18 protein-coding genes are annotated in these 23389 nt (G+C 43.5%); 12 read left to right on the top strand and 6 right to left on the bottom strand.

Going from position 1 to position 23389, the window contains the following annotated elements; genetic code table 11:
- Positions 1-211: 211 nt before the first annotated feature.
- Both ACEZ3G_RS04140 and ACEZ3G_RS04135 read right to left on the bottom strand, forming a co-directional pair.
- Positions 212-1174, bottom strand: coding sequence for a 2-hydroxyacid dehydrogenase (locus ACEZ3G_RS04140; protein ID WP_432424180.1), 963 nt, complete (start codon positions 1172-1174; stop codon positions 212-214).
- 19 nt (positions 1175-1193) lie between these two features.
- A complete protein-coding gene (locus tag ACEZ3G_RS04135) occupies positions 1194-2009 on the bottom strand; it encodes a 3-keto-disaccharide hydrolase (protein WP_432424179.1) in 816 nt (271 codons plus the stop codon).
- Positions 2010-2242: 233 nt separating this feature from the next.
- Between ACEZ3G_RS04135 and ACEZ3G_RS04130 the strand changes: the two genes are divergently transcribed.
- From ACEZ3G_RS04130 to ACEZ3G_RS04110, 5 genes are all read left to right on the top strand, one after another.
- Complete coding sequence (locus ACEZ3G_RS04130; RefSeq protein WP_432424178.1) at positions 2243-3568, top strand: ADP-ribosylglycohydrolase family protein; 1326 nt, start codon at positions 2243-2245, stop codon at positions 3566-3568.
- 269 nt (positions 3569-3837) lie between these two features.
- On the top strand, positions 3838-4008 hold the full coding sequence (locus tag ACEZ3G_RS04125) for a DUF6747 family protein (protein WP_432424177.1): 171 nt from the start codon (positions 3838-3840) through the stop codon (positions 4006-4008).
- A gap of 118 nt (positions 4009-4126) precedes the next feature.
- Entirely contained in the window at positions 4127-5341 is a 1215-nt protein-coding gene (gene dinB / locus ACEZ3G_RS04120) for a DNA polymerase IV (RefSeq protein WP_432424176.1), read from the top strand.
- Positions 5342-5594: 253 nt separating this feature from the next.
- Positions 5595-8672, top strand: a complete 3078-nt coding sequence (locus ACEZ3G_RS04115) for a DNA polymerase III subunit alpha (RefSeq protein WP_432425143.1) — start codon at positions 5595-5597, stop codon at positions 8670-8672.
- Between the two features lie 82 nt (positions 8673-8754).
- Positions 8755-10059, top strand: coding sequence for a ComEC/Rec2 family competence protein (locus tag ACEZ3G_RS04110; RefSeq protein ID WP_432424175.1), 1305 nt, complete (start codon positions 8755-8757; stop codon positions 10057-10059).
- Positions 10060-10067: 8 nt separating this feature from the next.
- Here ACEZ3G_RS04110 and ACEZ3G_RS04105 read toward each other — a convergent pair whose 3' ends face one another.
- Positions 10068-10880, bottom strand: a complete 813-nt coding sequence (locus ACEZ3G_RS04105) for a 3-keto-disaccharide hydrolase (protein WP_432424174.1) — start codon at positions 10878-10880, stop codon at positions 10068-10070.
- Between the two features lie 101 nt (positions 10881-10981).
- On the opposite strand from ACEZ3G_RS04105, the gene ACEZ3G_RS04100 reads away from it, so the two are divergent.
- The 7 genes from ACEZ3G_RS04100 (at position 10982) to ACEZ3G_RS04070 (ending at position 19635) form a co-directional block, all read left to right on the top strand.
- Positions 10982-11347, top strand: a complete 366-nt coding sequence (locus tag ACEZ3G_RS04100) for a DUF7009 family protein (protein WP_432424173.1) — start codon at positions 10982-10984, stop codon at positions 11345-11347.
- A 35-nt stretch (positions 11348-11382) separates the two neighbouring features.
- Complete coding sequence (locus ACEZ3G_RS04095) at positions 11383-13683, top strand: FdhF/YdeP family oxidoreductase (RefSeq protein ID WP_432424172.1); 2301 nt, start codon at positions 11383-11385, stop codon at positions 13681-13683.
- 264 nt (positions 13684-13947) lie between these two features.
- Entirely contained in the window at positions 13948-14820 is an 873-nt protein-coding gene (locus tag ACEZ3G_RS04090; protein ID WP_432424171.1) for a helix-turn-helix domain-containing protein, read from the top strand.
- Between the two features lie 191 nt (positions 14821-15011).
- On the top strand, positions 15012-16277 hold the full coding sequence (locus ACEZ3G_RS04085; RefSeq protein WP_432424170.1) for a Kelch repeat-containing protein: 1266 nt from the start codon (positions 15012-15014) through the stop codon (positions 16275-16277).
- Between the two features lie 4 nt (positions 16278-16281).
- Entirely contained in the window at positions 16282-17511 is a 1230-nt protein-coding gene (locus tag ACEZ3G_RS04080; RefSeq protein ID WP_432424169.1) for a fibronectin type III domain-containing protein, read from the top strand.
- Between the two features lie 112 nt (positions 17512-17623).
- Positions 17624-18886 (top strand): vanadium-dependent haloperoxidase, encoded by a 1263-nt coding sequence (locus tag ACEZ3G_RS04075; protein WP_432424168.1) that lies wholly within the window; start codon positions 17624-17626, stop codon positions 18884-18886.
- Between the two features lie 368 nt (positions 18887-19254).
- On the top strand, positions 19255-19635 hold the full coding sequence (locus tag ACEZ3G_RS04070; RefSeq protein ID WP_432424167.1) for a hypothetical protein: 381 nt from the start codon (positions 19255-19257) through the stop codon (positions 19633-19635).
- A 4-nt stretch (positions 19636-19639) separates the two neighbouring features.
- Here the strand turns inward: ACEZ3G_RS04070 and ACEZ3G_RS04065 are convergent, their stop codons facing one another.
- The 3 genes from ACEZ3G_RS04065 to ACEZ3G_RS04055 form a co-directional block, all read right to left on the bottom strand.
- Positions 19640-20818 carry an acyl-CoA dehydrogenase family protein gene (locus tag ACEZ3G_RS04065; RefSeq protein ID WP_432424166.1) on the bottom strand — a complete coding sequence of 393 codons (1179 nt, stop codon included), beginning with the start codon at positions 20816-20818 and terminating at the stop codon, positions 19640-19642.
- A gap of 354 nt (positions 20819-21172) precedes the next feature.
- The gene (locus tag ACEZ3G_RS04060) at positions 21173-21886 is read right to left on the bottom strand and encodes a tRNA1(Val) (adenine(37)-N6)-methyltransferase (RefSeq protein ID WP_432424165.1); all 714 of its coding nucleotides are present in this window, start codon (positions 21884-21886) and stop codon (positions 21173-21175) included.
- Positions 21883-23358 (bottom strand): sulfatase family protein, encoded by a 1476-nt coding sequence (locus ACEZ3G_RS04055; protein WP_432424164.1) that lies wholly within the window; start codon positions 23356-23358, stop codon positions 21883-21885. Before ACEZ3G_RS04055 ends, ACEZ3G_RS04060 begins: the two co-directional genes overlap by 4 nt.
- Between the last annotated feature and the right edge of the window lie 31 nt (positions 23359-23389).

The raw sequence follows: 23389 nt of genomic DNA, 5'->3' as shown, positions 1-23389 counted from the left end.
AATGACATGAGTTCGATTTAAAATTTGGTATTTTACAGTCTTCCGTAAATTGGCACATGTCACCTCGAGCGAAGTCGAGAGGTAGGTAAAATCCGAGTTTTTTGATGAGGTCTCGACTGCGCTCGACCTGACATAGGTTTGCAAACAATTGAAAATCAATATAATGTATTTTATTGATTATATCGAACTCACGTTAAATGGCCATTCATGCCTATGTCCGAACCAGGTTTTCGATAGGTTCTCCCTTGGTGAATTGAACGATATTCAGGGCGGCGAGCCTTGACATTTCGTTTCGCGCTTCTATGGTGGCCGAACCGATATGGGGCAACACGGCGACATTTTCCATATTCAGCAACGGATTATCGGGTTTCATGGGTTCAGGATTGGTAACATCCAATCCGGTGCCCCAAATGGTTTTGTTGCGAAGTGCGGCTATAAGATCCGGTTCATTGTGAATGCCTCCTCTTGCGGTATTGATGAAAATGGCCGACGGTTTCATTTTCGAGAATGCCTCGGCATTGAACAGTTCTTTGGTTTCTTCCGAAAGTCCGGCATTTACCGATAGCACATCACTTTGCCGCAACAGTTCATCAAAAGTAACATACGTTGCCTTTAAGCCTTTTTCCGCTTCTGGATTTCTGGTTCTATTGTGATAAATGACCTTCATATCATAGGCTCCGAAACAGCGTTTGGCGAATTCGGTTCCTATTCTTCCCATTCCGAAAATACCAACGGTCTTTCCTGTGAGTTCCATGCCCAAATTGGCCTGTGGACGAAAATGCCCCCAATCTCCTGAAATGATCGTTTTGTGCATATGGAACATTTTGCGTGCCACTGCCAACATCAGCCCAAAAGCGATATCGGCGGTTGCATGTGACATGGCATTTGGCGTATTGGCGATGGGAATGCCCAATTCAGACGCTTTTTTTAGATCGATATTGTTGTACCCGGCCGCAAATTGCGAAATCAATTTCAGGTGTTTGTTCTGATCGAGAAAATCGGCATCCAGTTTATAGATGCTTGAGGAGAGCAGAATATCATGCTTTTGGCTGGCCGTGATAAGTTGTTCCCTGTTCATGGGAAGATCGTTGGTCCATGTAGTGACCTCTAATCCTTCTTTTTTGAGCATCGCTATCCCAATGGAAGGAAAATTCAATGAAACCAATACTTTCATTTTGAAGTTTTGAGGGATGTTAATATTCAAGCAGTTCTATTTTTCTAAAATCGATGGGATGGCTGTTCGATTGTAAGGAAATATATCCGCTGTTCACTGAGGTGTTGCCATTCTTGATGAACATTTTCGCAAACTCGTTCTCGGGATCATAAGAAGGGTTGGCGTAATCCATGATTTCTTCCCCATTGACGAAGTGGGTCATTTTTCCATCTTTGACATCGATTTCGATGGTGACCCATTGGTCGCCGTGAAAGGTTCGGCCCACCTTGGCCGGTGCGCAAAAGAGATCGCTTTTCACTCCGTCTACCTCGACTTTCATGCCTATGCCGCAAATGGCACCCAAAGGCCTGTCATCGGTACCATTGCCCCCATGTAGGTTGTATTCGAGACAAATAGGAAATTGTTGGTCCAATTTTACCGTATTCGGGGGTTGGGTATGGATCTGAACCCCACTATCGCGATACCCCCATTCAGGGGCTCCCGGTGCCGTTTCGCCGACGAAACGGTATTCCACTTTCAATCTGTAGTTTGAAAGTTCCTTTTCATAAAAGAGTGCGCCGAACCGTTGCCCGAATTCAGGGCCGTATTCATCGTAACGTATGCTCAGAATGCTGTCTTCGACCCTGAAAGTACTTCCGAAATTCTCGCCCAAAGGGTAACCGTTTATTTTCATCGTCCAGCCCTTTAGGTCCTTACCGTTGAAAATCGATGTCCATTCATTTTTTGCTTTTTCCTCGTTAATAACGGGTAATTCCCGTTTCTCCTTGCAGGCCGTCATTGTCATCAAGACGATAAAAAACAAGATGTTAAAGATTTGGTTTTTAAGCCTTGGCATTTACGTTACTCTTTTCAAGAATTGGATTTTCCTTTTAAAAATAGCAATATAATCAAGATGTGCCGGTAAAAAGAGTATTTGGTTACGAAAGGCCTTCTTGAAGATCGATGCTTTTCTTATTTTTAAGATGTTTAAGTTCAAATAAAATAAGACAAGCTATGTTTTTCGAATTAAGATCATGGCCATTGGTCGCAATGGTATTTTGCCTTTGTTTGCTTTCTTGTAAAGAGAGATTGTCGGATACTGAAAAGACTATTGCGAATACGATGGTCGATTCTAGGTTGACCTATGGGGAGTATACTGCAGACCCTACCGATGTCATAATTTCTAGGGAAGATTACAAGAACCGTTTATATGGCTTTTGGCTGGCGCAGTGCATTGCAAATTGGACGGGATTGGTTACCGAAATGGACAAAATAGGAATTCCGACCAAAGACGGAAAAGGGGGCGGTTTTTATACGCGTGATGACTGGGGCAAGCCCGACCGGCCTAATCTTTGGGGCTCCAATACATATTCTGAAACCATTGATTTTCTCTACGCAGCTGAAGATAGTATCTGGGGTGCCGACGACGATACCGATATCGAATACATCTACCAAACCTTATTGTACGAAAATGAAACGAGCATCTTGACGGGCGAACAGATCCGTGAGGGCTGGTTGAAACATATCAAAACCGAAGAAGAGAATTTTTTGTGGGTCTCGAACCAAACGGCTTTGGACTTGATGCAAAAGGGAATGGTCCCGCCGGCTACCGGAGACCCGAGTAACAATGCCGATTATGAGATGATCGATGCCCAGCTTACTACCGAGATTTTTGGTTTTTTTGCCCCGACCCGCCCTGACGTGGCCTTGAAAATGGCACGTTTGCCCATTCAAAATGTGGCACGGCAAAATGCGGAATGGATTTCAGAATTCAATGTCATCATGTATTCATTGGCTCCTTTGGCGAATCCAAATAAATCGATGAAAGAGAATTTGACATGGATGGCCTCTGAGGCGGGAAAAAGACTTCCTGATGATTCTTATTCCGCAAAGATGTATGATTTCGTAAAGACCCGATATGAATCGGGATCGACTTGGGAAGAAACCCGTGACGCCCTTCATGAAAAATACCAGGTGCGTCAAGAAGACGGGTATGAGTGGGCTACGAAAGATAAGGTCTGTAACGGCTGTTTTGCTGCGGGCATCAATTTTGGCGCCAGTATCATAAGTCTGTTCTATGGGGAAGGTAATTTAAAGGAAACCATTAAGATCGGGGCACTTTGCGGGTGGGATTCCGATAACCCCACCGCTACTTGGGGCGGACTATTGGGGTTCATGCTCGGCAAGGAAGGCGTTGAAAAGGCCTTTGATATGAAGTTTGCCGAAAAATTCAATATACACAGAACACGGGTCGGTTTTCCGAACAATGGAATCGATGATTTCAACAATATGGCCGAAAAAGGTATTTACATAATTGATAGGGTGGTACAGGAAGAAATTGGTGGGGGCATCGACTTGAATAAGGATGTTTGGTACATTCCTAAAAGCGGTTGGACCATTGCGCCTGGTAAATAAAGGGCTTAAGACATTTCCCAAAATAAATCAAGAGCATACCTTTTAATCGAGGAGAATTCCCCGATGCTCTGCGTCGGGGTTCTTATGAAATGTCATTCCCGCGAAGGCGGGAACCGAAATTCTTTATTGCTTTCCGCCTAGATAAAAACTGCCCGAATTGCGTATTTCACCTAGTTTTTGCCCATTTAAACCATTATTTCCACCAGATAGTGACCCTAGCATGGCCTTTGGTTTCTAATTACCATGTATAACGACAAAATGATGTAATTATGAAAACAGCTGTACTTATCAAGGAGATTTATTTGGAAGGTTTTAGAAATCTGGGCCACTTCATACTAAAGAATTACTTGAAGATTTTCGCATGGTTCAGTTTCTTGCTCATAGTGGTCGGTCTATATGCATTGCTATTTAGAATTTTCACCGGTTTTGCCTTTGATTAGGCAGGTTTATCGTGATATGGGAAGGCCCTGATCATGGTCAGGGCTTTTTTATTGAAAAATAGGAAATAATCCAAAAAATAGGAAATATTCCATATATTAGCATGCTTTTTGGTATGCAATGAACAAAACCATTCTTCATCTCGATCTCGATACTTTTTTTGTATCGGTAGAGCGTAAGCTCGATAGCCGTTTAGAAGGCAGGCCGATACTTGTCGGTGGTATCAGTGATAGGGGCGTTGTCGCAGCTTGTAGTTATGAGACAAGAGGTTTCGGTATACACTCGGGAATGCCCATGAAAATGGCTAGGGAACTGTGTCCCGAAGCTGAAGTAATTAAGGGTAATGCGGGTACCTATAGTCAGTTTTCCGATGTAGTTACCGAGATCATTAAAGAGAAAGTGCCCTTGTTCGAGAAATCGAGCATCGATGAGTTTTATGCCGACCTAACGGGTATGGACCGTTTCTTCGGATGCTATAAATATGCATCTGAATTGCGGCATAAGATTATAAAAGAAACGGGTCTGCCCATTTCGTTCGGACTTTCGGTAAACAAGGTGGTTTCTAAAGTGGCGACGAACGAAGCCAAGCCCAACAATCAATTAAAGATCGATTACGGATTTGAAAAACCTTTTCTGGCCCCGTTATCCATTAAAAAGATACCCATGGTGGGCGATAAGACCTATCAAATCTTGCGCAATCTGGGATTACGCCAAATAAAGACAGTTCAAGAGATGCCTATGGATGTAATGCAGCGTGTGCTGGGCAAAAATGGTACCGTCATCTGGAAACGTGCCAACGGCATCGATCATACACCTGTGATTCCGTTCTGCGAAAGAAAGTCCATTTCTACCGAACGCACTTTTGATAGAGATACCATCGATGTCATGAAGTTGAAGGGTATTCTGATCGCTATGACCGAGAACTTGGCCTACCAGTTAAGGCGGGGCGAAAAGTTGACCGCCTGTATCGCGGTAAAGATCCGCTATTCCGATTTCAACACCTACACCAAACAACTTCGAATACCCTATACCAGTGCCGATCATATTTTGATCCCGAAGATCTTGGAACTGTTTAAAGCGCTTTACTACCGAAGAATGTTGGTACGCCTGATAGGTATTCGTTTCAGTCATTTGGTCAGCGGTAATTATCAGATCAACTTGTTCGAAGACACCGAAGAGGCCTTGAACCTTTACCGGGCCATGGACCATATTCGAAATCGCTACGGCGATAAAAGTGTTGTACGTGCTTCGGCCATGGGGAAGAATACCATTGGGCGAATGCACAATCCGTTCAACGGGCAACCGCCGATCGTTTTGGCACATAGAAAACAATAAGCCCCTAGCCCCCAAAGGGGGGAGTTAGAATTACTAAATATGAAGTTGAAAGCAGGCAGTTTTCAGTTGTAGTTGGTAGCTAAATAAAAGGTTCAGGGAATAGACAAAGATCTTTATGAAAATCTTTTTTGTTCTGTGAGACCCTGTGTAACAGTTTTCTAAAGGTTTAGGCAAACACCGAACTACTTTGAACTTGAATTTGACACTTGCAGTTGAACTTTAAAAGTCTAATCTCTAAAATCTAGCGTCTAACATCTATCTAAACTGCCATACATATTATAGTCTCCGTTTCGGAACTTTTTCCGAAAAAGAACTCTTGCGCCTTGCCCAAGAGAATCATGTAACGCGATTGGCGTTGACCGACATCAACAATACCTCCGCCAACCTCAACTTTGTACGATTGGCTCCTGAATATGGTATAAGACCTATACTTGGTATCGACTTCAGAAATGGGGTCGACCAATGCTATGTAGGCATCGCCAAGAACAATGAAGGCTACCTTGAGTTGAACAATTTTCTTTCAGAGCATCTACATAAAGAAACGGCATTTTCGCCGATTGCAGCTCAGTTCGAAAATGCCTATGTAGTGTATCCTTTCGAAAAAGTGGTGCAAAACAATCAACATGGGTTTAAAGAGCATGAGTACATAGGGGTTTCCATTGCCGATTTGCGACGCTTGCCCTTTTCAAGATTACTGAAATTGAAACATAAACTGGTCGTACAACAGCCCGTTACCTTTAGAAATAAAGCCGATTTCAATGCACATCGGTTGTTAAGGGCCATTGACAATAATATTTTACTGAGCAAGTTGGACAAAGCCGAAGAAGCCAAGGAAGATGAAAAAATGTTCCCTATCGAAAATTTGGCGGCCGCTTTTTCAGAGTATCCCTTTATTCTTGAAAATACCGAACGGCTACTAAACTCGTGCAGCATCCATTTTGACTTTTCAAAAAAACGGTTGCCACAAAACCTTGAAACCTATACCGATAGTCGGAAAGAAGACGAAGAAATGATTGAACGGCTCTGCCGGGAAGGGTTGCCCTATCGCTATGAAAATCCGGGAAAAGATATTTATGATCGACTTCAAAAAGAGTTGCGATTGATCAAAGAGAAGGGCTTCGTCTCTTATTTCTTGATCAATTGGGATATTGTTTCCGAGGCGCGAAGAAAAGGGTTTTTCTATGTGGGCCGGGGTAGCGGGGCGAATAGTATCGTAGCTTATCTGCTTCGCATCACCGATGTGGATCCAATAGATCTCGATCTCTATTTTGAACGGTTTATCAATCTGTACCGGGCCAATCCGCCAGATTTTGACATCGATTTTTCGCATCGGGATCGGCCGGTAATGACCGAATATATTTTTAGCCGTTTCAAGCACGTGGCCCTTTTGGGCACCTATGTCACTTTTAAGGAGCGGGGCGTGATCCGTGAATTGGGAAAGGTATTCGGACTCCCGAAAAGCGAAATCGATTTTCTGTCGGAAGGCAGATATGATGTTTCAAAACTCGATGAGGTTTCTCGTTTGGTCATAAAATATGGACGGCTGATCAAGGGCATGCCCAATTATCTGAGCATTCATGCCGGGGGTATCTTGATCAGTGAAAAACCGTTGCATTGGTTTTCGGCGACGAACCTGCCGCCCAAGGGATTCCCTACGACCCATTACGATATGGTTATTGCCGAAGATGTGGGCCTCTACAAATTTGATATTCTGGGCCAGCGCGGACTTGCAAAAATCAAGGACTCCTTAGAGATCATCAAGTACAATCGCCCTGATATCGATAATACGCTTGACATTCATAATGTCAAGAAGTTTATAGAAGATCCCGTGATCAACGACCTTGTAAAAACCGCACAATGCATGGGCTGTTTTTATGTAGAGTCGCCCGCTATGCGAATGTTGCTCAAAAAATTGGAAGTCGATAATTATCTGGGGCTGGTCGCCGCAAGCTCGATCATACGGCCCGGGGTTGCCAAAAGCGGTATGATGCGCGAGTACATCCTTCGTCACCGTGACAAAGGTAGGGCCGAAGAAAAGGCACACCCGGTAATGATGAAGATAATGCCCGAAACCTATGGTATAATGGTCTATCAAGAAGACGTCATCAAAGTGGCCAACATTTTTGCCGGCCTTGATCTGGGCGAGGCCGACGTATTGCGCCGTGGTATGAGTGGAAAATTTAGGTCACGGTCAGCGTTTCAGAAAGTGAGGGATAAGTTTTTTGAGAATTGTAGAAAAAGAAAATATGATGAAGAACTGATCAAGGAAATTTGGGAACAGATCGCTAGTTTTGCGGGCTATGCCTTTGCCAAGGGGCATTCGGCGAGCTATGCCGTAGAGAGTTATCAGACACTTTTTTTGCGGGCCTATTTTCCACTGGAATATATGGTGGCCGTACTCAACAATGGCGGCGGATTTTACCGCCCTGAATTCTATGTTCACGAGGCGCGGATGTTGGGTGCTGCGATACATCCGCCATGTATCAACAGAAGTTTTGATAAAAATGTAATCTACGGGACCGATATTTTTCTTGGCTTCGGCTATCTGCGAGAACTTGAAAACCGTGTATCTGAACGCATCTTGAAAGAGCGAACGGCAAATGGAAATTTTACCTCCTTGGAAGATTTTCTCGATCGTGTTTTTATGACCATAGACCAGGCCAGTATTCTGATCCGTATCGATGCTTTTCGGTTTACCGGGATCAACAAGCACCAATTGCTGTGGAAGGCCTACCTCTTTCTCAATAAGAACGTAAAGATCGACCACCCGAAACTGTTTCCTCCGCGACACCAAAATTTCAAGATCCCCCAACTGAACACTACCAAATTGGAAACGGCCTTTACCCAAATGGAGCTTTTGGGGTTTTGCCTTTGCAGTCCTTTCGATTTATTGGCCGAGCCACCAAAGAATAATCGGTGCACTAAGGATTTAAGGCGCTTTTTGAACCGTCATATCGATATTTATGGCTATCTGGTGACCGTTAAGAATACTACCACTCACAATGGCAAACGTATGCATTTTGCGACCATGATCGATCAAGAAGGCCAAGTTTTTGACACGGTGCTCTTTCCGCCTGTGGCGGCCCGGTATTATTTCAGGGGCAGGGGCGTTTACCGCTTTTATGGCAAAGTGGTCAGCGAGTTCGGTTTTTTGAGCATCGAGGTCATCAAAATGTTGAAACAAGATTATATTCCAGACCCTAGATACGCCGATATGAAAACAAGTGTCAGGGTCTTTCAACAAAAAGACAGTTACAAAGTCGATACCAATGTAGTGCCCACAACTCGAAAAAAACCATCGGCACATAAATTCGTCCCGATTATACATTAATTTTTCCTCAGTATTCGAAGAACCTTATTTTTAAAGAATTACCCTACATCTGTTTTTGTCCACCCAAATAAACAAGTTCATCATGGAGACCCGTTATATCAAAAAGAAAACCGCAAAACTTTATACGAACGATACGGATGGCGGTTATGAACAAATATTGATTTATGGCGAAGAGGTCAAGACCAGCGGTCAGCCCATGAACGGTAGGATCAAGGCCACCTATCGAAATAAGTATGAAGGATATGTCAACACCGATGAATTGATGGTAAATGGCGAATTGGAAATCTACTTTATTGATGTAGGTCAAGGAGATGCGGCCTTGGTGGTGACCCCAAATCGAAAAAAAATCTTGATCGATGGTGGTGCCAATGGTCAGGCAAAGGGCTTTTTGCAGTGGAAATACCAACTGGCGGATCTTGCTTCGCCCGATTTAGTTATCGACCTAATGGTCTTGAGCCATGCCGATGGAGATCATCTTAAAGGATTGATAGATATTCTTGAACATCCGAAAATCGAGGTCAAACGGATTCTTCATAACGGAATAGGGCTTTTTGACGGGATGGATGAGAAATCGGGAGACCGCAGTGCCGATGGTAATTATTTGACAACGTATCATTCGGGATTGGCCGATCTACAAAATTTGCAGCTGCGCAATCCGTTCGATGATTGGATCGCCTTGATACAACAGAAAAATATTATTTATACCGCGGTAAACCATGAAACGGGATTTGTTGACACTGGCGATCCAGTTATAGCTATGGAAATATTGGGTCCTGTTATAGCACATGACGCAGTGGGAAATCCGAGGTTTAAATGGTTCAAGAACCATCCGCACACCATTAATGGTCATTCGGTCGTTTTTTCCATACAATATGATAAAGTACGGATATTGTTTTCAGGTGATGTGAACATCGAAGGCAGCAAATATTTGTTGGAACATCCGGGAACTGAACAGAAATTACGTGCCAATGTGCTGAAAACACCGCATCATGGTAGCCACGAATTCCATCCCCCGTTTCTTGCGGCCGTCCGCCCTCAAATTTCGGTCGTATCTTCGGGTGACTCACCAGACCATGGGCATCCGCGCGCCAATTTTATAGGGGCCATTGGCTTGGCTTCGCGCTCAAGGGCCCCATTGGTCTTTTCAACGGAAATCGCCAGCACTTTTACCGATGTCAATGAAATTGATTTGATGGAAGTAGTGCCCGATGGCTCATTGAGCATTAACGATATAATCGGTGCCCGATTGTTCAAAAAACGATTGAACGGTATGATCAATGTGAGAACCGATGGAAAAGATTTATATGCCATGCGCAGGGTGACCGCTTGGTATTGGTGGGAATCATACGGGCCTTTGCACGCAGAAGACTTTCCGACAATCTTATAACAGGGTGATTATTGTTTTAATGAAATATTCCGATACTCGACTTTCATGGGCGGCCCTACATGTACTTGCATACCTAGTTTGCCAGAAGCATTTCTGTTGACAGAGTCGTTGTCGATTACCTCGCTCATCAAAATACCGTTGATAAAATGTTGCATGGTATTGCCCTTAACGACCAAATGTGCTTCGTTCCAATCATTATTAATCTTCGTTTTTAGCGAATCCATGTGTCCTAGCGACTCCAATACTTTTCGGCTTTGCCATGCGTTTCTTTGTACATTGTTTCTTAGCGATTCGGGCTCTGAAGCATTTTCTTGTGTTGAGATTTCTGCCTTTTCACCGCGATAGGCCAAGGTCGTACGCTTTCTTTCTTCATAATTTTGGCCGGTATACCGATGCTTACCGTCAATATCGGCTTGATACCCTCGAAGCGCAAAGGGAATCGTATCTAAAAGTTCACTACGATAATTGATGCCACTATTGCCATTTTCCGAAATTCGGAATTCTAACTTAAGCTCAAAATCAGAGGGCTCGCCGCCTTGCCAAATAATAAAGGTATTGGCATCCAAAAGGGTTTCCGGGGTAATTTCTCCAATTAGGCTTCCGTTTTCCACGCGCCAGTAGGTAGGATCGCCATCCCAATTGTTAAGAGTGCTTCCATCAAAAATCGACTCGAACCCGTCAGCAGTTCCGACTTCTTCGACCATAGCTTCGGTCGGCTTTTCTTGGGCCTTATCCTTACACGAGCCAAAAACCAAGAGAACGACACTGGTAATTGGCAAAAATAATTTCTTAATCCCGTATTGGCTAAAGTTGGCAATCATAATAGGTGAATTTGGCTGATGTTGGACAATCATCTTCTAAAGTACGAATATTATTTATTTGTTACCTTAGACGGAATACGATTGAAAAGTGATATAAGTATATGAAAATTAGGATAAAAGGTAATTCGATTCGCTTTCGTTTGACCCGGACCGAGGTAAAAGTACTCTGTACCGATGGGCGGTTCGAGGAACGGACGGAATTCGACAACACTTTTTTTTCGTATGCAGTGGCGATTTCAAACGAGGTACGACAATTAACGGCAAGGTTCAATGATAATACAATAACGCTTCTGTTGCCCAAAAATGAACTGGGTGATTGGGAGGCCAATGATGAGGTCGGTTTTCAGAATATGTTTCGGCTCGACAATGGCAAGGAACTCTTTTTGTTGCTCGAAAAAGATTTTGCCTGTCTTGAAAATACCGCTGAGGATCAATCGGACAATTATCCAAATCCGAAGGCTTGTTGATTCATTTTGTCGGAATGTAAAAAGTATATTATCACATGCAAGAATTTCGAAGAAACGTTTCGATACAAGGCTCTGAAGATTTTACGGGCATTGACCTTAAAGAACCTCTGCAGGTAGCTGCAGGGGCTTTGGGGGTAAAGGCCGCCATGGAGCATAGTTTTAGGGAAATGGGTGTCGTTCGGTCGATGCGGGCATTGCTCGAAATGAATCAAAAAGATGGTTTTGACTGCCCTAGCTGTGCTTGGCCCGACCCTGAAAAGCCTTCGAAAATCGGTGAGTTCTGTGAAAATGGGGCCAAGGCCTTGGCCGATGAGGCGACCATGAAAAAGGTCGATGCCGATTTTTTTGAAAAACATTCCGTTGAAGCACTTTCCCTTCTTACCGATTATGAACTGAATAAGTTCGGGCGTTTGGTCGAACCGCTGGTATTGCGCCCGGGAAGTATTCATTACGAACCCATCGAATGGGAAGAAGCCTTCGATTTGATCTCGGACGAATTGCATAAGCTCGATTCGCCTGACGAGGCGATTTTTTATACCTCCGGAAGGTCGAGCAACGAGGCCGCTTTTTTGTATGGAATGTTCGCCCGTGCCTTCGGAACCAACAATATGCCCGATTGCTCCAATATGTGCCACGAATCAAGTGGAGTGGCCCTGAGCGAAACTTTGGGAATCGGAAAAGGTTCTGTCAAACTGGAAGATTTCTACGGCGCGGAAGTAATCATAGTGGCGGGGCAGAACCCCGGCACGAACCATCCGCGAATGCTTTCGGCCCTTGAAAAGTGTAAAAAGAACGGCGGGAAAGTCATAAGTATCAATCCACTTGAGGAAACCGGACTCGTAAGTTTCAAGAATCCGCAACATTTAAACGGGTGGATCGGTTCTGGACAGGGCATGGCCGACCTGCATTTGCCCGTTAAGATCAACCAAGATATTCCTTTGGTCAAATTGATCCTTAAAAAATTGGCCGACCTCGATGCCAAAGACCGTGCGGTTTTCGACCATCAGTTTTTGGAAACCTATGCCGAAGGTTATGAAGAACTTATCGCCGACCTTGCCAAGTATGATGAGGATGAATTGTTGCGGCTGAGCGGGGTCGACCAAAAGCGTGTCGAGAAAGCGGTTTCGCTTTTGGCCGGTAGATCAAAGATCATCATTTGTTGGGCGATGGGCCTGACACAGCATAAAAATGGGGTAGCCAATATTCGCGAGTATGTGAACTTATTATTGCTCAAGGGCGCTATTGGAAAACCGAATGCCGGTACATGCCCCGTGCGCGGCCACAGCAATGTACAAGGCGACCGAAGTGTGGGCATTATGCATTATGTCGACGAATCGTTGAACGAACGCATCGAAAAACATTTGGGGTTTACACCACCGATCAAAGAGGGTGTCGATACGGTCGGTGCCATAAGGGCCATGCATGAAGGCAGAACCAAGGTTTTTATGTGCCTGGGTGGCAATTTTTTGATGGCCGCTTCCGATACTGAATATACGGCAGATGCGTTACAGCGATGTGACCTGACGGTCCAGGTGAGCACAAAACTGAACCGTACCCATCTTGTTACGGGCAAAACGGCATTGATTTTGCCCACTATCGGCCGATCGGAAAAAGATATAAAAGACGGGAAACAGCGTTATTTTACGGTAGAGAACAGTATGGGTCGTGTCACACAGTCCAAAGGGTTGCTCAAACCTGCCTCCTGTAATATTATTAGCGAACCCGAGCTTATTGCAAAAATGGCACATGCCTATTTCAAAGGAAATCATTCCGTGGACTGGCTCGTCTTGGGGAATGATTTTGATTTGATTCGGGAATATATCGATAAGGTAGCAAAGGGATTTGAAAACACTACCGAGCGTTCAAAGGGCACGGGGTATTATCTGCCCAACAATGTTCGTGAACGCGATTTCAGCAAACTTCCGAACGGTAGGGCCCAAATCACCATTAACGATTTGCCCGACCAGCGACAGGGCAAGAACGAATTTATGTTGATGACCATCAGGTCGCACGACCAGTTCAATACCACCATTTACGGACTTGATGATCGGTACAGGGGGGTCTATAATGAAAGGAGGGTATTATTTATGAATCCCGGTGATATGCAATCCCTGAATCTAAACAAGTTTGATGTCGTAAATATCAAGAGCAATTATGACAATCGTATACGCACGGCACAACGGTTTTTGGTCATTCCTTATAAAATACCGAAAGGAAATTTGGCGGCCTACTTTCCGGAAACCAATGTTTTGGTGCCATATAACCATTTTGCGGAAAAAAGTAGGACCCCGATCAGTAAGTCGATAAAGGTGAGCTTGGAGATAGCGGCAGAATAGTATTTGGTATAGGCAATTCTAAAAAACGACCATAGTAATTGAAAGGGAATAAGGAAAAATTTAAAAAGCTTTGTCGATTGCACGGACTATTGACTGCATTACTATTGGGCTTTCTCTTAAAACAGCAGCATGGTTTTTCTGCAAAATCCTGTTCATTTTCGATTGAAAATTCGTTAACTTGATGAATATAAGTTAGTCGCATAACGTATCTATATTGTTTTTTAGAGTTTGTTTATCTGAAGATATTGTGATTTATATCCTACCATGCTCGATTTTTATAATTTTGTAAAGGACAACCCGGTATTCAGACAATTCTTCGTCGATGAACTCTTGTTTACGGCATATGATTGCCCTATTGAGGTTTCGCCACTGGATTATTGGGTCGATAAAAATTATTTTTGCTACGTCACAAAAGGCGGTGCCAAATGGAAGACCCCTAAACAAGAATATATATTCAAGGTCGGTGACGGCGCATTTCTTACCAAGGGAGCGCATCGCGTCTTCAAAATATTGAATGGGGAATTTTGTGCACTGCTCATCTTTATCCCCGATGAATTTATTAAGTCCGTTGTTAAAGACCATTTGCCTTCGAACCAAATTAAGTCTTGTTCAAAACATTCCGATACGGTCATACCCTTGCATCTTGACAGAACCTTATTAGATTACTTCAATTCAGTGCTCAATTACTTTTCCTTGCGCTCAGCCCCATCAAAAGATCTTTTGGGCATAAAGTTCAGGGAACTAATCATAAATATTATGACCCAGGACCATAATCCGGCACTGACCTCTTATTTTATCGAAACATCGAGTAGCGTCAAAATATCCCTCGAAAGGGTCATGGAAGAAAACTTCGTCTTCAATCTGAGTATGACGGACTTTGCCAAATTAAGTGGAAGAAGCCTCGCAACATTCAATCGGGATTTTTCTAAAAAATATGGTACTTCCCCTGGCAAATGGCTTAAAAACAAGCGACTGGAATACGGTAAGTATCTACTTGAAACCACGAACCTTAATATCAGTGAAATTACGCTAGATGCCGGTTTCGAGAATACTTCACATTTCGTAAGGGTTTTCAAGGAAAAGTACAAACAACCTCCTCTTAAGCTCCGAAAATCTTTCCGGAACATATACTCTTGAGCACAAAAATGAGCTTTAGAGAACATTATTTGAGTTTTTGGGAAAATGCTTTCCGCTACTTCATTTTTACCTTGCCATTATTATAATAGAAGGGATACAAAACATTTCAATTCTGCCAAGAGATAAAGGTTCTACCTCTTTTTTGCCAGATTTAACATGTTGGAACTACCCTAGTTCAAAATTTAGATATAATGGAAAAGAGAAAATTCATTTTTTTAGTGGGTGTATTATTTCTAATATCCTGCGGTAGTGATGACTATGTTATACTTGACCCAAATAAGGGAAATAAGCCACCATCTTCATTTGAACTTATCAATGTGCCGGATGAATCTATAGATGTCACCCCGACTCCAACGCTTGAATGGGAATCGGCCATGGACCCTGACGGGGATAGCATTACCTATGACCTATATGTGGACACCATCGAGGAGCCCATCAATAAGGTCGCAGAGAACATTGCCGGTACCAACTTTACGCTGGAATCTACTATGGCCCTTTCCCCAGCCAGGGACTATTATTGGAAAGTAGTAGCCAAAGATGGTAAGGAAGGAGAGACAAGCTCTATCGTTTTTACTTTCAGGGTTAAAAACTTGGATGATGCCAAAAAGTTGGACGCTCAGACCCCCTTTTATCCCATAGAAAACCATACCTCGGTAGTCTTTGATCAAAAAATGTGGGTCTTGGGCGGTTTCGATAATGGAGAGGCCTCCAGTACACCATGGGAGAGTTCGGACGGTAAAAATTGGTCAATATTAATTGTTGGTTCCGAAGAACGGTTCACCCCAAGGTTCTTTCACGCCGCTACAGTTTTTGAAGATACATTGTGGGTGGCCGGAGGTGTTGCGGAAGGTGTTTTTGCTTCGGATATATGGTACAGTGATAATGGAGGAAGATGGAATAAATTGGATCAAAATATGGGTTTTACGGAGCGGGCGGAACATACGTTTACTTCATATAACAATATGCTTTGGATTATTGGGGGATCCAATAATTCGGGCAAACTAGGGGATGTCTATGCTTCTTCAGACGGCTCAAATTGGACAAGGACTGTAGAACAGGCCGCATTCGGCAAGCGTAATTTTCACCAGACGGTCGCCTTCCAAGATAAATTATGGGTAATCGGAGGTATAGACGAAAACGGGGATTTCAAAAACGATGTCTGGAACAGTACCGATGGCATTTCTTGGAACGAAATAACTGCTCATGCCGAATTTTCGCCACGGGGCTTTCATAAGGTTCTGGTCTTTAATGACAAGATTTGGGTAATCGGTGGTGGTGCCGAAAATGATATCTGGTATTCTGAAGATGGTAGGGAATGGTACGATGCCTCGCCTACAAACCGATTTCCCATAAAAAGCGGGTTCACCACGCTCTTTCACCGAAACAAAATCTGGATTCTTGGTGGTAGTGCAACCAACGAAGTATGGACCATTGATTATCATTTTTTTCAAAATTAAGTACATGATGAAAAATATAGGAACAATCATTTTAATCACAGTTCTCCTCTTATTGACCAATTGTGGTAAAGATGAAGGCCCAGAACCGCAACTTGAACAAAACCGTCCGCCGGGTGCGTTTACCCTTTTATCACCAGAGAACGGGGCCGAAGATGAACTGCGAACTCCGACCTTAAGTTGGGAAAAAGCCCTAGATCCCGATGGTGATGAAGTTACCTATGACCTTTATCTTGGAAAACAGGGCGAACCTACTTCATTGTTGGCAGAAGCTTTAACGGTCAATTCATTTACGAGTATCGACACCTTAGATTTTTATCGGGAATACCAATGGAAGGTAATTGCAAAAGATGCCAAAGGCGCATCGACAAGTAGTCCGGTAAAGTCCTTTTTTGTAAAACCGCCGTCCATCGTAGTTTTAAGGAGGCATGCCATAGATACCGCCGATAAATATTTTGAATATGCCGACGACGGGTATCTTGACGAGCTTGAAGATCATAACCAAAGGGGTTGGGGTCTTAAATATGATACTGCAACTGAAAAATTAGAGCGAAGTTACCAAGGGATGCAAGAGGCCTTTGTATATAACTATTATAAGGATATGCAGGAAACAGTTACAGGGTCTTCCATTGAACGCTCGGAAAGCTGGTTGTTTGAATATGACAGTCCCTTTGAGGCATTGACAAGAATTTATCACGAGATTCGGGAATTAGGCGGAACAAACCTGGTTGAAGATATTTCATTTATCTATGAGGACAGGGTTAGTATCGTAGATACCAGTGCTCCAAAACCAATCCAAATCTTTATTGCCAGCGTAACAGACAGTGGCACCACTTCCAAAAAAATAGAGGTGGAATGGATCGAGGAAAACATCGCAAAAATTACAACGGAATTGAACTCTCCCGACGGATTTGTATTCAGTGAACAATTCGAATACGAATATGACAATAACGTTAACCCGTACTATACCATTATCAGGGAGCAATTCGGGTTCGACGCCTTTTATGTCACGAACTTTGAAACAGGCCTGGAGACCATCGATTTTGGGCCTTTTTATTGGCAAAGTAAGAACAATATCACCAAAATGATGAAAACGGAACAAGGTACTAATGGTAGGTTTGTAACCAACAGAACGTATGATTATACTTACTCGAAAGATTATTATCCAATCTTTGCCAAGGTTGCCCATTTTAATGATACAACGTCAATGCAATGGACGGAGGAATGGAATTATTAACAAGCATTAGGTGTTGAAACCCAATAACTTTATCAAAAGATTTCAAATGAAGAATTTTGGCATCATAAAAAATTGCATGTTTATTCTAATACTAAGCTGTTTGTCAATTCCTATGAAGTCTCAAGAACATATGCCCTCGGGGAGTGAATTGATAACGGCATGGAATAAAAAAGTTATGGAACTGGCCATCGAAGAGGATGGTCTCATGACGCTCAAAGCGGTCCGTACTGAAGCCATGATGCATATTGCCATACATGATGCCCTTAATGCCATTGATCCTCGATATAGCCCATATGCACTACATTCAAAGATTACCGAAGCCGACCCCATTGCGGCCATGGAGCAGGCGGCATATGAGGTTGCTTTCGATCAATTTCCGGAAAAACAAAAAGAATTGTTCGAAATTTTGACGGAACAACTCACTATGGTACCAAATAAAAGGGCAAAGAAAAAGGGGATTAAACTGGGGAAAGCAGCTGCCTGCGCAATTCTGAATAAACGTGCAAAAGACAGATACAATGGTGAAGCAGATTATCAATGGCACCCTATGGCCCCGGGGGTATATGCAGAATTCAATGAACATAGTGGCACACCTGAAGGTTTTGTCTTTGGAGCGGGATGGGCGGCTGCCGAGCCTTTTATGTTGCCCGACCAAGCCTATTTCAGATCTCCGCCACCACCTGAAATCAATAGCGATGCATATACCGAAGCATTCAATGAGGTAAAAGATGTTGGACGTTATGATAGCAAGACAAGGACAGATAACCAATCGCATTTGGCCATGTGGTGGAAGGATTTTGTGGAGAATTCACACAATCGTCTCGCAAGGGAATTAGTACTCAAAGAAAAGCTTGATCTTTGGGAGTCGGCCAGGGTATTCGCATTGTTGAATATGGCCATCTACGATGCTTATGTAAATGTCTTTGACAACAAGTTTCATTACAACCATTGGCGCCCCTATACGGCCATCCGTTGGGCAGCAAATGACGAAAACCCGAATACTGAACCTGACCTAGATTGGAACAATTTGCATAAGCACACCTATGCCTTCCCATCATATCCTTCGGCCCACGGGACGGCCAGTACAGCAGCCATGACCGTTTTGGCAAATACTTTAGGCACGGGAGACCAATATTCTTTTACAATGAAAACGGAAGAAGTCGATAAGGCCGGCCCTTTTTCTGGAAAAATAAAAATGGATCCTCCCGCTCGCTCCTTTAATTCATTTTCGGAGGCAGGCTTGGAAGCAGCCATGTCAAGGGTCTATTTGGGCATACATTTTCGTTATGATTCCGAGGAAGGATATAGTTTGGGGGTACGGATTGGAAATTATGCAAATCAAAACTTCCTAAAACCATTGGGCCTTCCCGAATAGAAAATAATCCTTCTGTTTCGATCAAAAATTGATTTTAGAAAGATTCCTGAAGAAGCTTAGTCCAAGTGAAGAGGGGGCAAGGTAAATCAAGCTTGCTAAAACTAAAAAGAGCCCGATCAACCAAGACCAGACTCTTTTACGAGAACACTATATGAAAATGAAAAAATTTACTTTCGAAACAATTACATGGTAAACTTACGGCGCGATATCGACTAGGACAATTAAATGATGTGAACGTCTTGATTTTTGTGGTCAGACAAGGCAAAACTGTTTTAAGCGTTCAAAAAAGAATATATTCCACATACTTAATGATAGGTTTTAAGCGTTCTACAAATAGAAACCGATCCTTGATATATCTCGGGTGATATATGAAACGAATAACCACCATACTATTGGCGACCCTGTTTTTGGTCTCTTGTTCCGATGACCTCGATGATGTCATCAATGTGGAGCTGGAAGGAAAATGGGTGCTCACCGATGTGCTCTGTTACTGCGGGTTTGGAGAAACCCCCGATTTCAGCGGACATAAAATAACTTTCGAAGGAAGTAGTCTTATGGTGGAAAACACGGGGGAATTCGAGTTTCTAAACGATGCCGCCGGAAACTACATCGTTGATGGTAATCTCATTACTTTGAAGAACGGTGACCAATATACCTATACGATCGAAGGAACGTCGTTGAAATTGACATTTGTAGACGAACCCGGCATTGCCGACGACGAAGTATTATTGGTTTATGTTCGAAGTTAAGATCTTATTGAAAAGCCGTTATACCGGTAATGTCGGCCCCCGTAATCAATAGATGTATATCGTGTGTTCCTTCATAGGTAATCACACTTTCGAGGTTCATCATATGCCGCATGATACTGTAATCTCCCGTAATTCCCATTCCACCCAACATTTGCCTTGCCTCTCTGGCAATCTTCAGGGCCATATCGACATTGTTGCGTTTTGCCATTGAGATTTGGGCGGTTGTGGCCCTACCTTCATTTTTTAATTGGCCCAATCGAAAAGCCAACAATTGTGCCTTGGTGATCTCAGTGATCATCTCGGCCAATTTTTTTTGTTGCAGCTGAAACGAGGCGATCGGTTTGCCGAATTGTATACGCTCTTTCGCATAGCGCAGTGCGGTGTCGTAGCAATCCATGGCTGCACCTATGGCCCCCCAAGCGATTCCATACCGCGCCGAGTCAAGACAACCGAGCGGTGCGCCCAGTCCGCTTTTACCGGGTAAAAGGTTCTCTTTGGGCACCTTTACATTATCGAATATCAATTCTCCCGTAGCCGAAGCCCGCAAAGACCACTTGTTATGGGTCTCGGGGGTAGAAAGACCTTCCATACCTCGCTCGATGATAAGTCCGTGTATCCTTCCTGCTTCATTTTTTGCCCAAACAACGGCGATATCGGCGAAAGGCGAATTTGATATCCAAAGTTTGGCCCCGTTCAAGAGATAATGGTCGCCCATATCCTTGAATTTTGATTCCATTCCCCCGGGATTTGACCCATGGTTCGGTTCGGTGAGTCCGAAACATCCCATAAGTTCCCCGGCCGCTAATTTTGGAAGGTATTTTTTTCGTTGCTCTTCGGTACCGTATGTAAAGATGGGGTACATCACCAAAGAAGATTGTACCGATGCGGTCGAGCGAACACCGCTATCGCCGCGTTCGATTTCCTGCATGATGAGTCCGTAACTGATCTGATCCAATCCGGCCCCTCCATATTCCTCGGGAATATACGGGCCAAAGGCCCCGATTTCCGCCAATCCCTTGATAATCTGTTTTGGAAACTCGGCTTTTTGAGCATAGTCTTCAATTATGGGCGAAATGTCTCGCTTTACCCATTGTCGGGCCGCATCACGAACCAGTAAATGTTCTTCCGATAATAGGTCATCTAGATTATAATAATCGGGAGCTTCGAAAAGATCGGGTTTCATCTATTTGTATTTTTTTACGCTACATGCTCAGGCCAGTCTATTGGTCGACAAGCGCAATTTGCAATGTATTTACTTTTTGGTATCAGTATTCATCATTGCCCATTTCAGGCAAATGAAATTTTAGTCAAATGTACTAATGAAATATAACATGGAAAGAATAAAATGTTGTGTATATAATCGAAAAAATGGAATATGCAGATTTTCTTTCTAAAGAAAAAACATAATGAATTGGTTCTTGCCGAATGTATAGACCTATCGTTTGCGGTTGTTCGGGTATTACATAATGACACAAAACGGACGTTGGAAAAAGTATCCGTCCGACTCAAAAAATTGACGATTACCCAATACGGCAGATTACATTTTTAAGTAGAAATCTTGTGTCAGGGTTATGTATTCGGTAGTGTAGCGATGTCTTTCGTACTCGATTATCAATGTATCGATTTTGGTCTCTTTTTTATCGAATCCAAACTCAAGAAGGGATCGTTTTATTTCTGAGGAAGGGTTGCCTTTTACTCTCATAATTCTATTCAAGAACAGGTTGTTCTTAGATGCCAGGGTTATCAAATGTTCTTCTTCCTTAAAAGGAACGATAATTGATAAAACACCTTCGCTTGAAAGTAATTTTGAGGCAGAGTCAAGAAGTTCATTAAAAGGAAGTGATCGACTTTGTCTCGCGGTATCCCGGGAGGTATTTCCGCTTGCAAAACCCTCCGAATAAAAAGGAGGGTTAGAAACGATCAAATCGTATTTGTCTTCTATCTCCAATGCAAATTCTAAGAGGCCCGCATGATAGCAGAATAGGCGGTCGGCCCATGGCGAGGCCTCAAAATTTTCGACACACTGTTCGTATGCGTTGCCATCGATTTCAAGGGCGTCGATGGTCTCGGCGCGACATCTTTGGGCCATCATCATCGAAATTATACCCGTTCCCGCACCGATATCGAGTACTGAATTCGGCTCTTCTTCAAGTGACGCCCAAGCCCCGAGAAGAACGCCGTCGGTTCCCACCTTCATGGCACATCGGTCTTGTCGAACGATAAATTGTTTGAATCTGAAGGGTCGGCTCATTCCAATCTCCCCGGTTCACGGGTTTCGGACCCTTCCAATTCCAATAGTGAATCGCCCAAACGTGAGCGTATGTCGTTGGCCAACACCTTGATTTTGGCCACTACTTCTGGGTTGGCATCGGCTACATTATTTGTCTCACCAATGTCGTTCGATAGGTCGTAAAGTTCGATTTCTTCAAGGTCGACCATTCGGTATTCGCCGGGTTGCCCGTCTTTGCCCGGTTCTTGGCCGTCCATGGTACGATAACGATGCGGAAAATAAAGTTTCCATTTGCCATAACGCACCCCGAAAAGTTCATTGACACGATAATAAAAGAAATAGGCTTCTTGCGGACTTTCAATGCTTTCCCCGGTAAGAACGCGCCAAACACTTTTACCATCTATGATTTTCATGGGCAGTTCCGCGTTCGTTACTTCGGCTATGGTAGGTAAAATATCGATGGCCATGATAGGGGTGTTTATGACCTGCCCGGCTTTCAATTTTGCAGGATATTTAATAATGAAGGGTTCGCGTTGACCACCTTCCCAGGCCGTTCCCTTGCCTTCCCTCAAAGGTAGGGCGCTTCCCGCATGGTTGCCATAAGAGAGCCATGGGCCGTTATCGGAAGTGAAGATGACGATCGTATTTTCTTCAAGACCGTTCTTTTTGAGGGCTTTTATAATTTGTTCGACCGACCAATCGATTTCCATTATGACGTCACCATATAATCCCCTTTCTGATTTCCCTCTGAATTTATCCGACACGAAAAGGGGTACATGGGGTTGTGGGTGCGGTACATATAAGAAAAAAGGGTTGTCTTTGTTCCTATTGATGAAATCAACACTGCGTTCGGTTATTTGTGTAGTGAGTTGCGATTGTTCCGTAAGGGTATCGATAACAGTTTCATTTTCATATAGAGGCAGGTCTGGAAAATTGAAAATAGGCCCTTGTTGGGGGTGAAAAGGCCACATATCGTTCGAATAGGGAATGCCGAACCATTCATCAAAACCGTGCCGGGTCGGGAGGAATTTTTCATGATGGCCCAAATGCCACTTTCCGAAAATCGCGGTCTTGTAGCCTTTTGCTTTTAACATTTCGGCCAAGGTGGTTTCGGTATCGTTGATTCCGTGGGTATTGCCCGGTCCCAAGGCATTGTGGATACCTATTCGATTCGGATAACAACCCGTTAAAATCCCCGCTCTTGACGCCGAACATACCGCTTGGGCCGAATAGTAGTTTGTCAGTTTCACGCCGTCCGCCGCCATTTTATCCAGATTGGGGGTCAGAATATTCGGGGAGCCGAAAACCCCGACGTCTTGATAGCCTTGGTCATCGGTAAAGATTAGGACAACATTCGGAGGTACTGGTTTTTTTTCGGGGACGTTCTCGGTTTTATCCTTGCACGAAAGAACAAGACCGATATTAATGATAAAAAAGATATTCCTTAATTTTTTGAATGTTCTAAAAATGACATGTGTGTTTTGGTAGCACATAAAAAAAGCTTGTTTGTTGGCTTCAATATAC

The organism is Meishania litoralis (assembly GCF_042611095.1).
GTDB lineage: Bacteria > Bacteroidota > Bacteroidia > Flavobacteriales > Flavobacteriaceae > Meishania > Meishania litoralis.
This window is presented reverse-complemented; position numbering and strand designations above follow the sequence as displayed.

Coding starts and splice junctions, on each gene's coding strand:
- ACEZ3G_RS04095 (WP_432424172.1), top strand. CDS start 11,383: ATGCAAGAATTTCGAAGAAACGTTTCGATACAAGGCTCTGAAGATTTT.
- ACEZ3G_RS04070 (WP_432424167.1), top strand. CDS start 19,255: ATGAAACGAATAACCACCATACTATTGGCGACCCTGTTTTTGGTCTCT.
- ACEZ3G_RS04100 (WP_432424173.1), top strand. CDS start 10,982: ATGAAAATTAGGATAAAAGGTAATTCGATTCGCTTTCGTTTGACCCGG.
- ACEZ3G_RS04085 (WP_432424170.1), top strand. CDS start 15,012: ATGGAAAAGAGAAAATTCATTTTTTTAGTGGGTGTATTATTTCTAATA.
- ACEZ3G_RS04055 (WP_432424164.1), bottom strand. CDS start 23,358: ATGTGCTACCAAAACACACATGTCATTTTTAGAACATTCAAAAAATTA.
- ACEZ3G_RS04080 (WP_432424169.1), top strand. CDS start 16,282: ATGATGAAAAATATAGGAACAATCATTTTAATCACAGTTCTCCTCTTA.
- dinB (WP_432424176.1), top strand. CDS start 4,127: ATGAACAAAACCATTCTTCATCTCGATCTCGATACTTTTTTTGTATCG.
- ACEZ3G_RS04140 (WP_432424180.1), bottom strand. CDS start 1,174: ATGAAAGTATTGGTTTCATTGAATTTTCCTTCCATTGGGATAGCGATG.
- ACEZ3G_RS04135 (WP_432424179.1), bottom strand. CDS start 2,009: ATGCCAAGGCTTAAAAACCAAATCTTTAACATCTTGTTTTTTATCGTC.
- ACEZ3G_RS04105 (WP_432424174.1), bottom strand. CDS start 10,880: ATGATTGCCAACTTTAGCCAATACGGGATTAAGAAATTATTTTTGCCA.
- ACEZ3G_RS04060 (WP_432424165.1), bottom strand. CDS start 21,886: ATGAGCCGACCCTTCAGATTCAAACAATTTATCGTTCGACAAGACCGA.
- ACEZ3G_RS04090 (WP_432424171.1), top strand. CDS start 13,948: ATGCTCGATTTTTATAATTTTGTAAAGGACAACCCGGTATTCAGACAA.
- ACEZ3G_RS04065 (WP_432424166.1), bottom strand. CDS start 20,818: ATGAAACCCGATCTTTTCGAAGCTCCCGATTATTATAATCTAGATGAC.
- ACEZ3G_RS04075 (WP_432424168.1), top strand. CDS start 17,624: ATGAAGTCTCAAGAACATATGCCCTCGGGGAGTGAATTGATAACGGCA.
- ACEZ3G_RS04125 (WP_432424177.1), top strand. CDS start 3,838: ATGAAAACAGCTGTACTTATCAAGGAGATTTATTTGGAAGGTTTTAGA.
- ACEZ3G_RS04110 (WP_432424175.1), top strand. CDS start 8,755: ATGGAGACCCGTTATATCAAAAAGAAAACCGCAAAACTTTATACGAAC.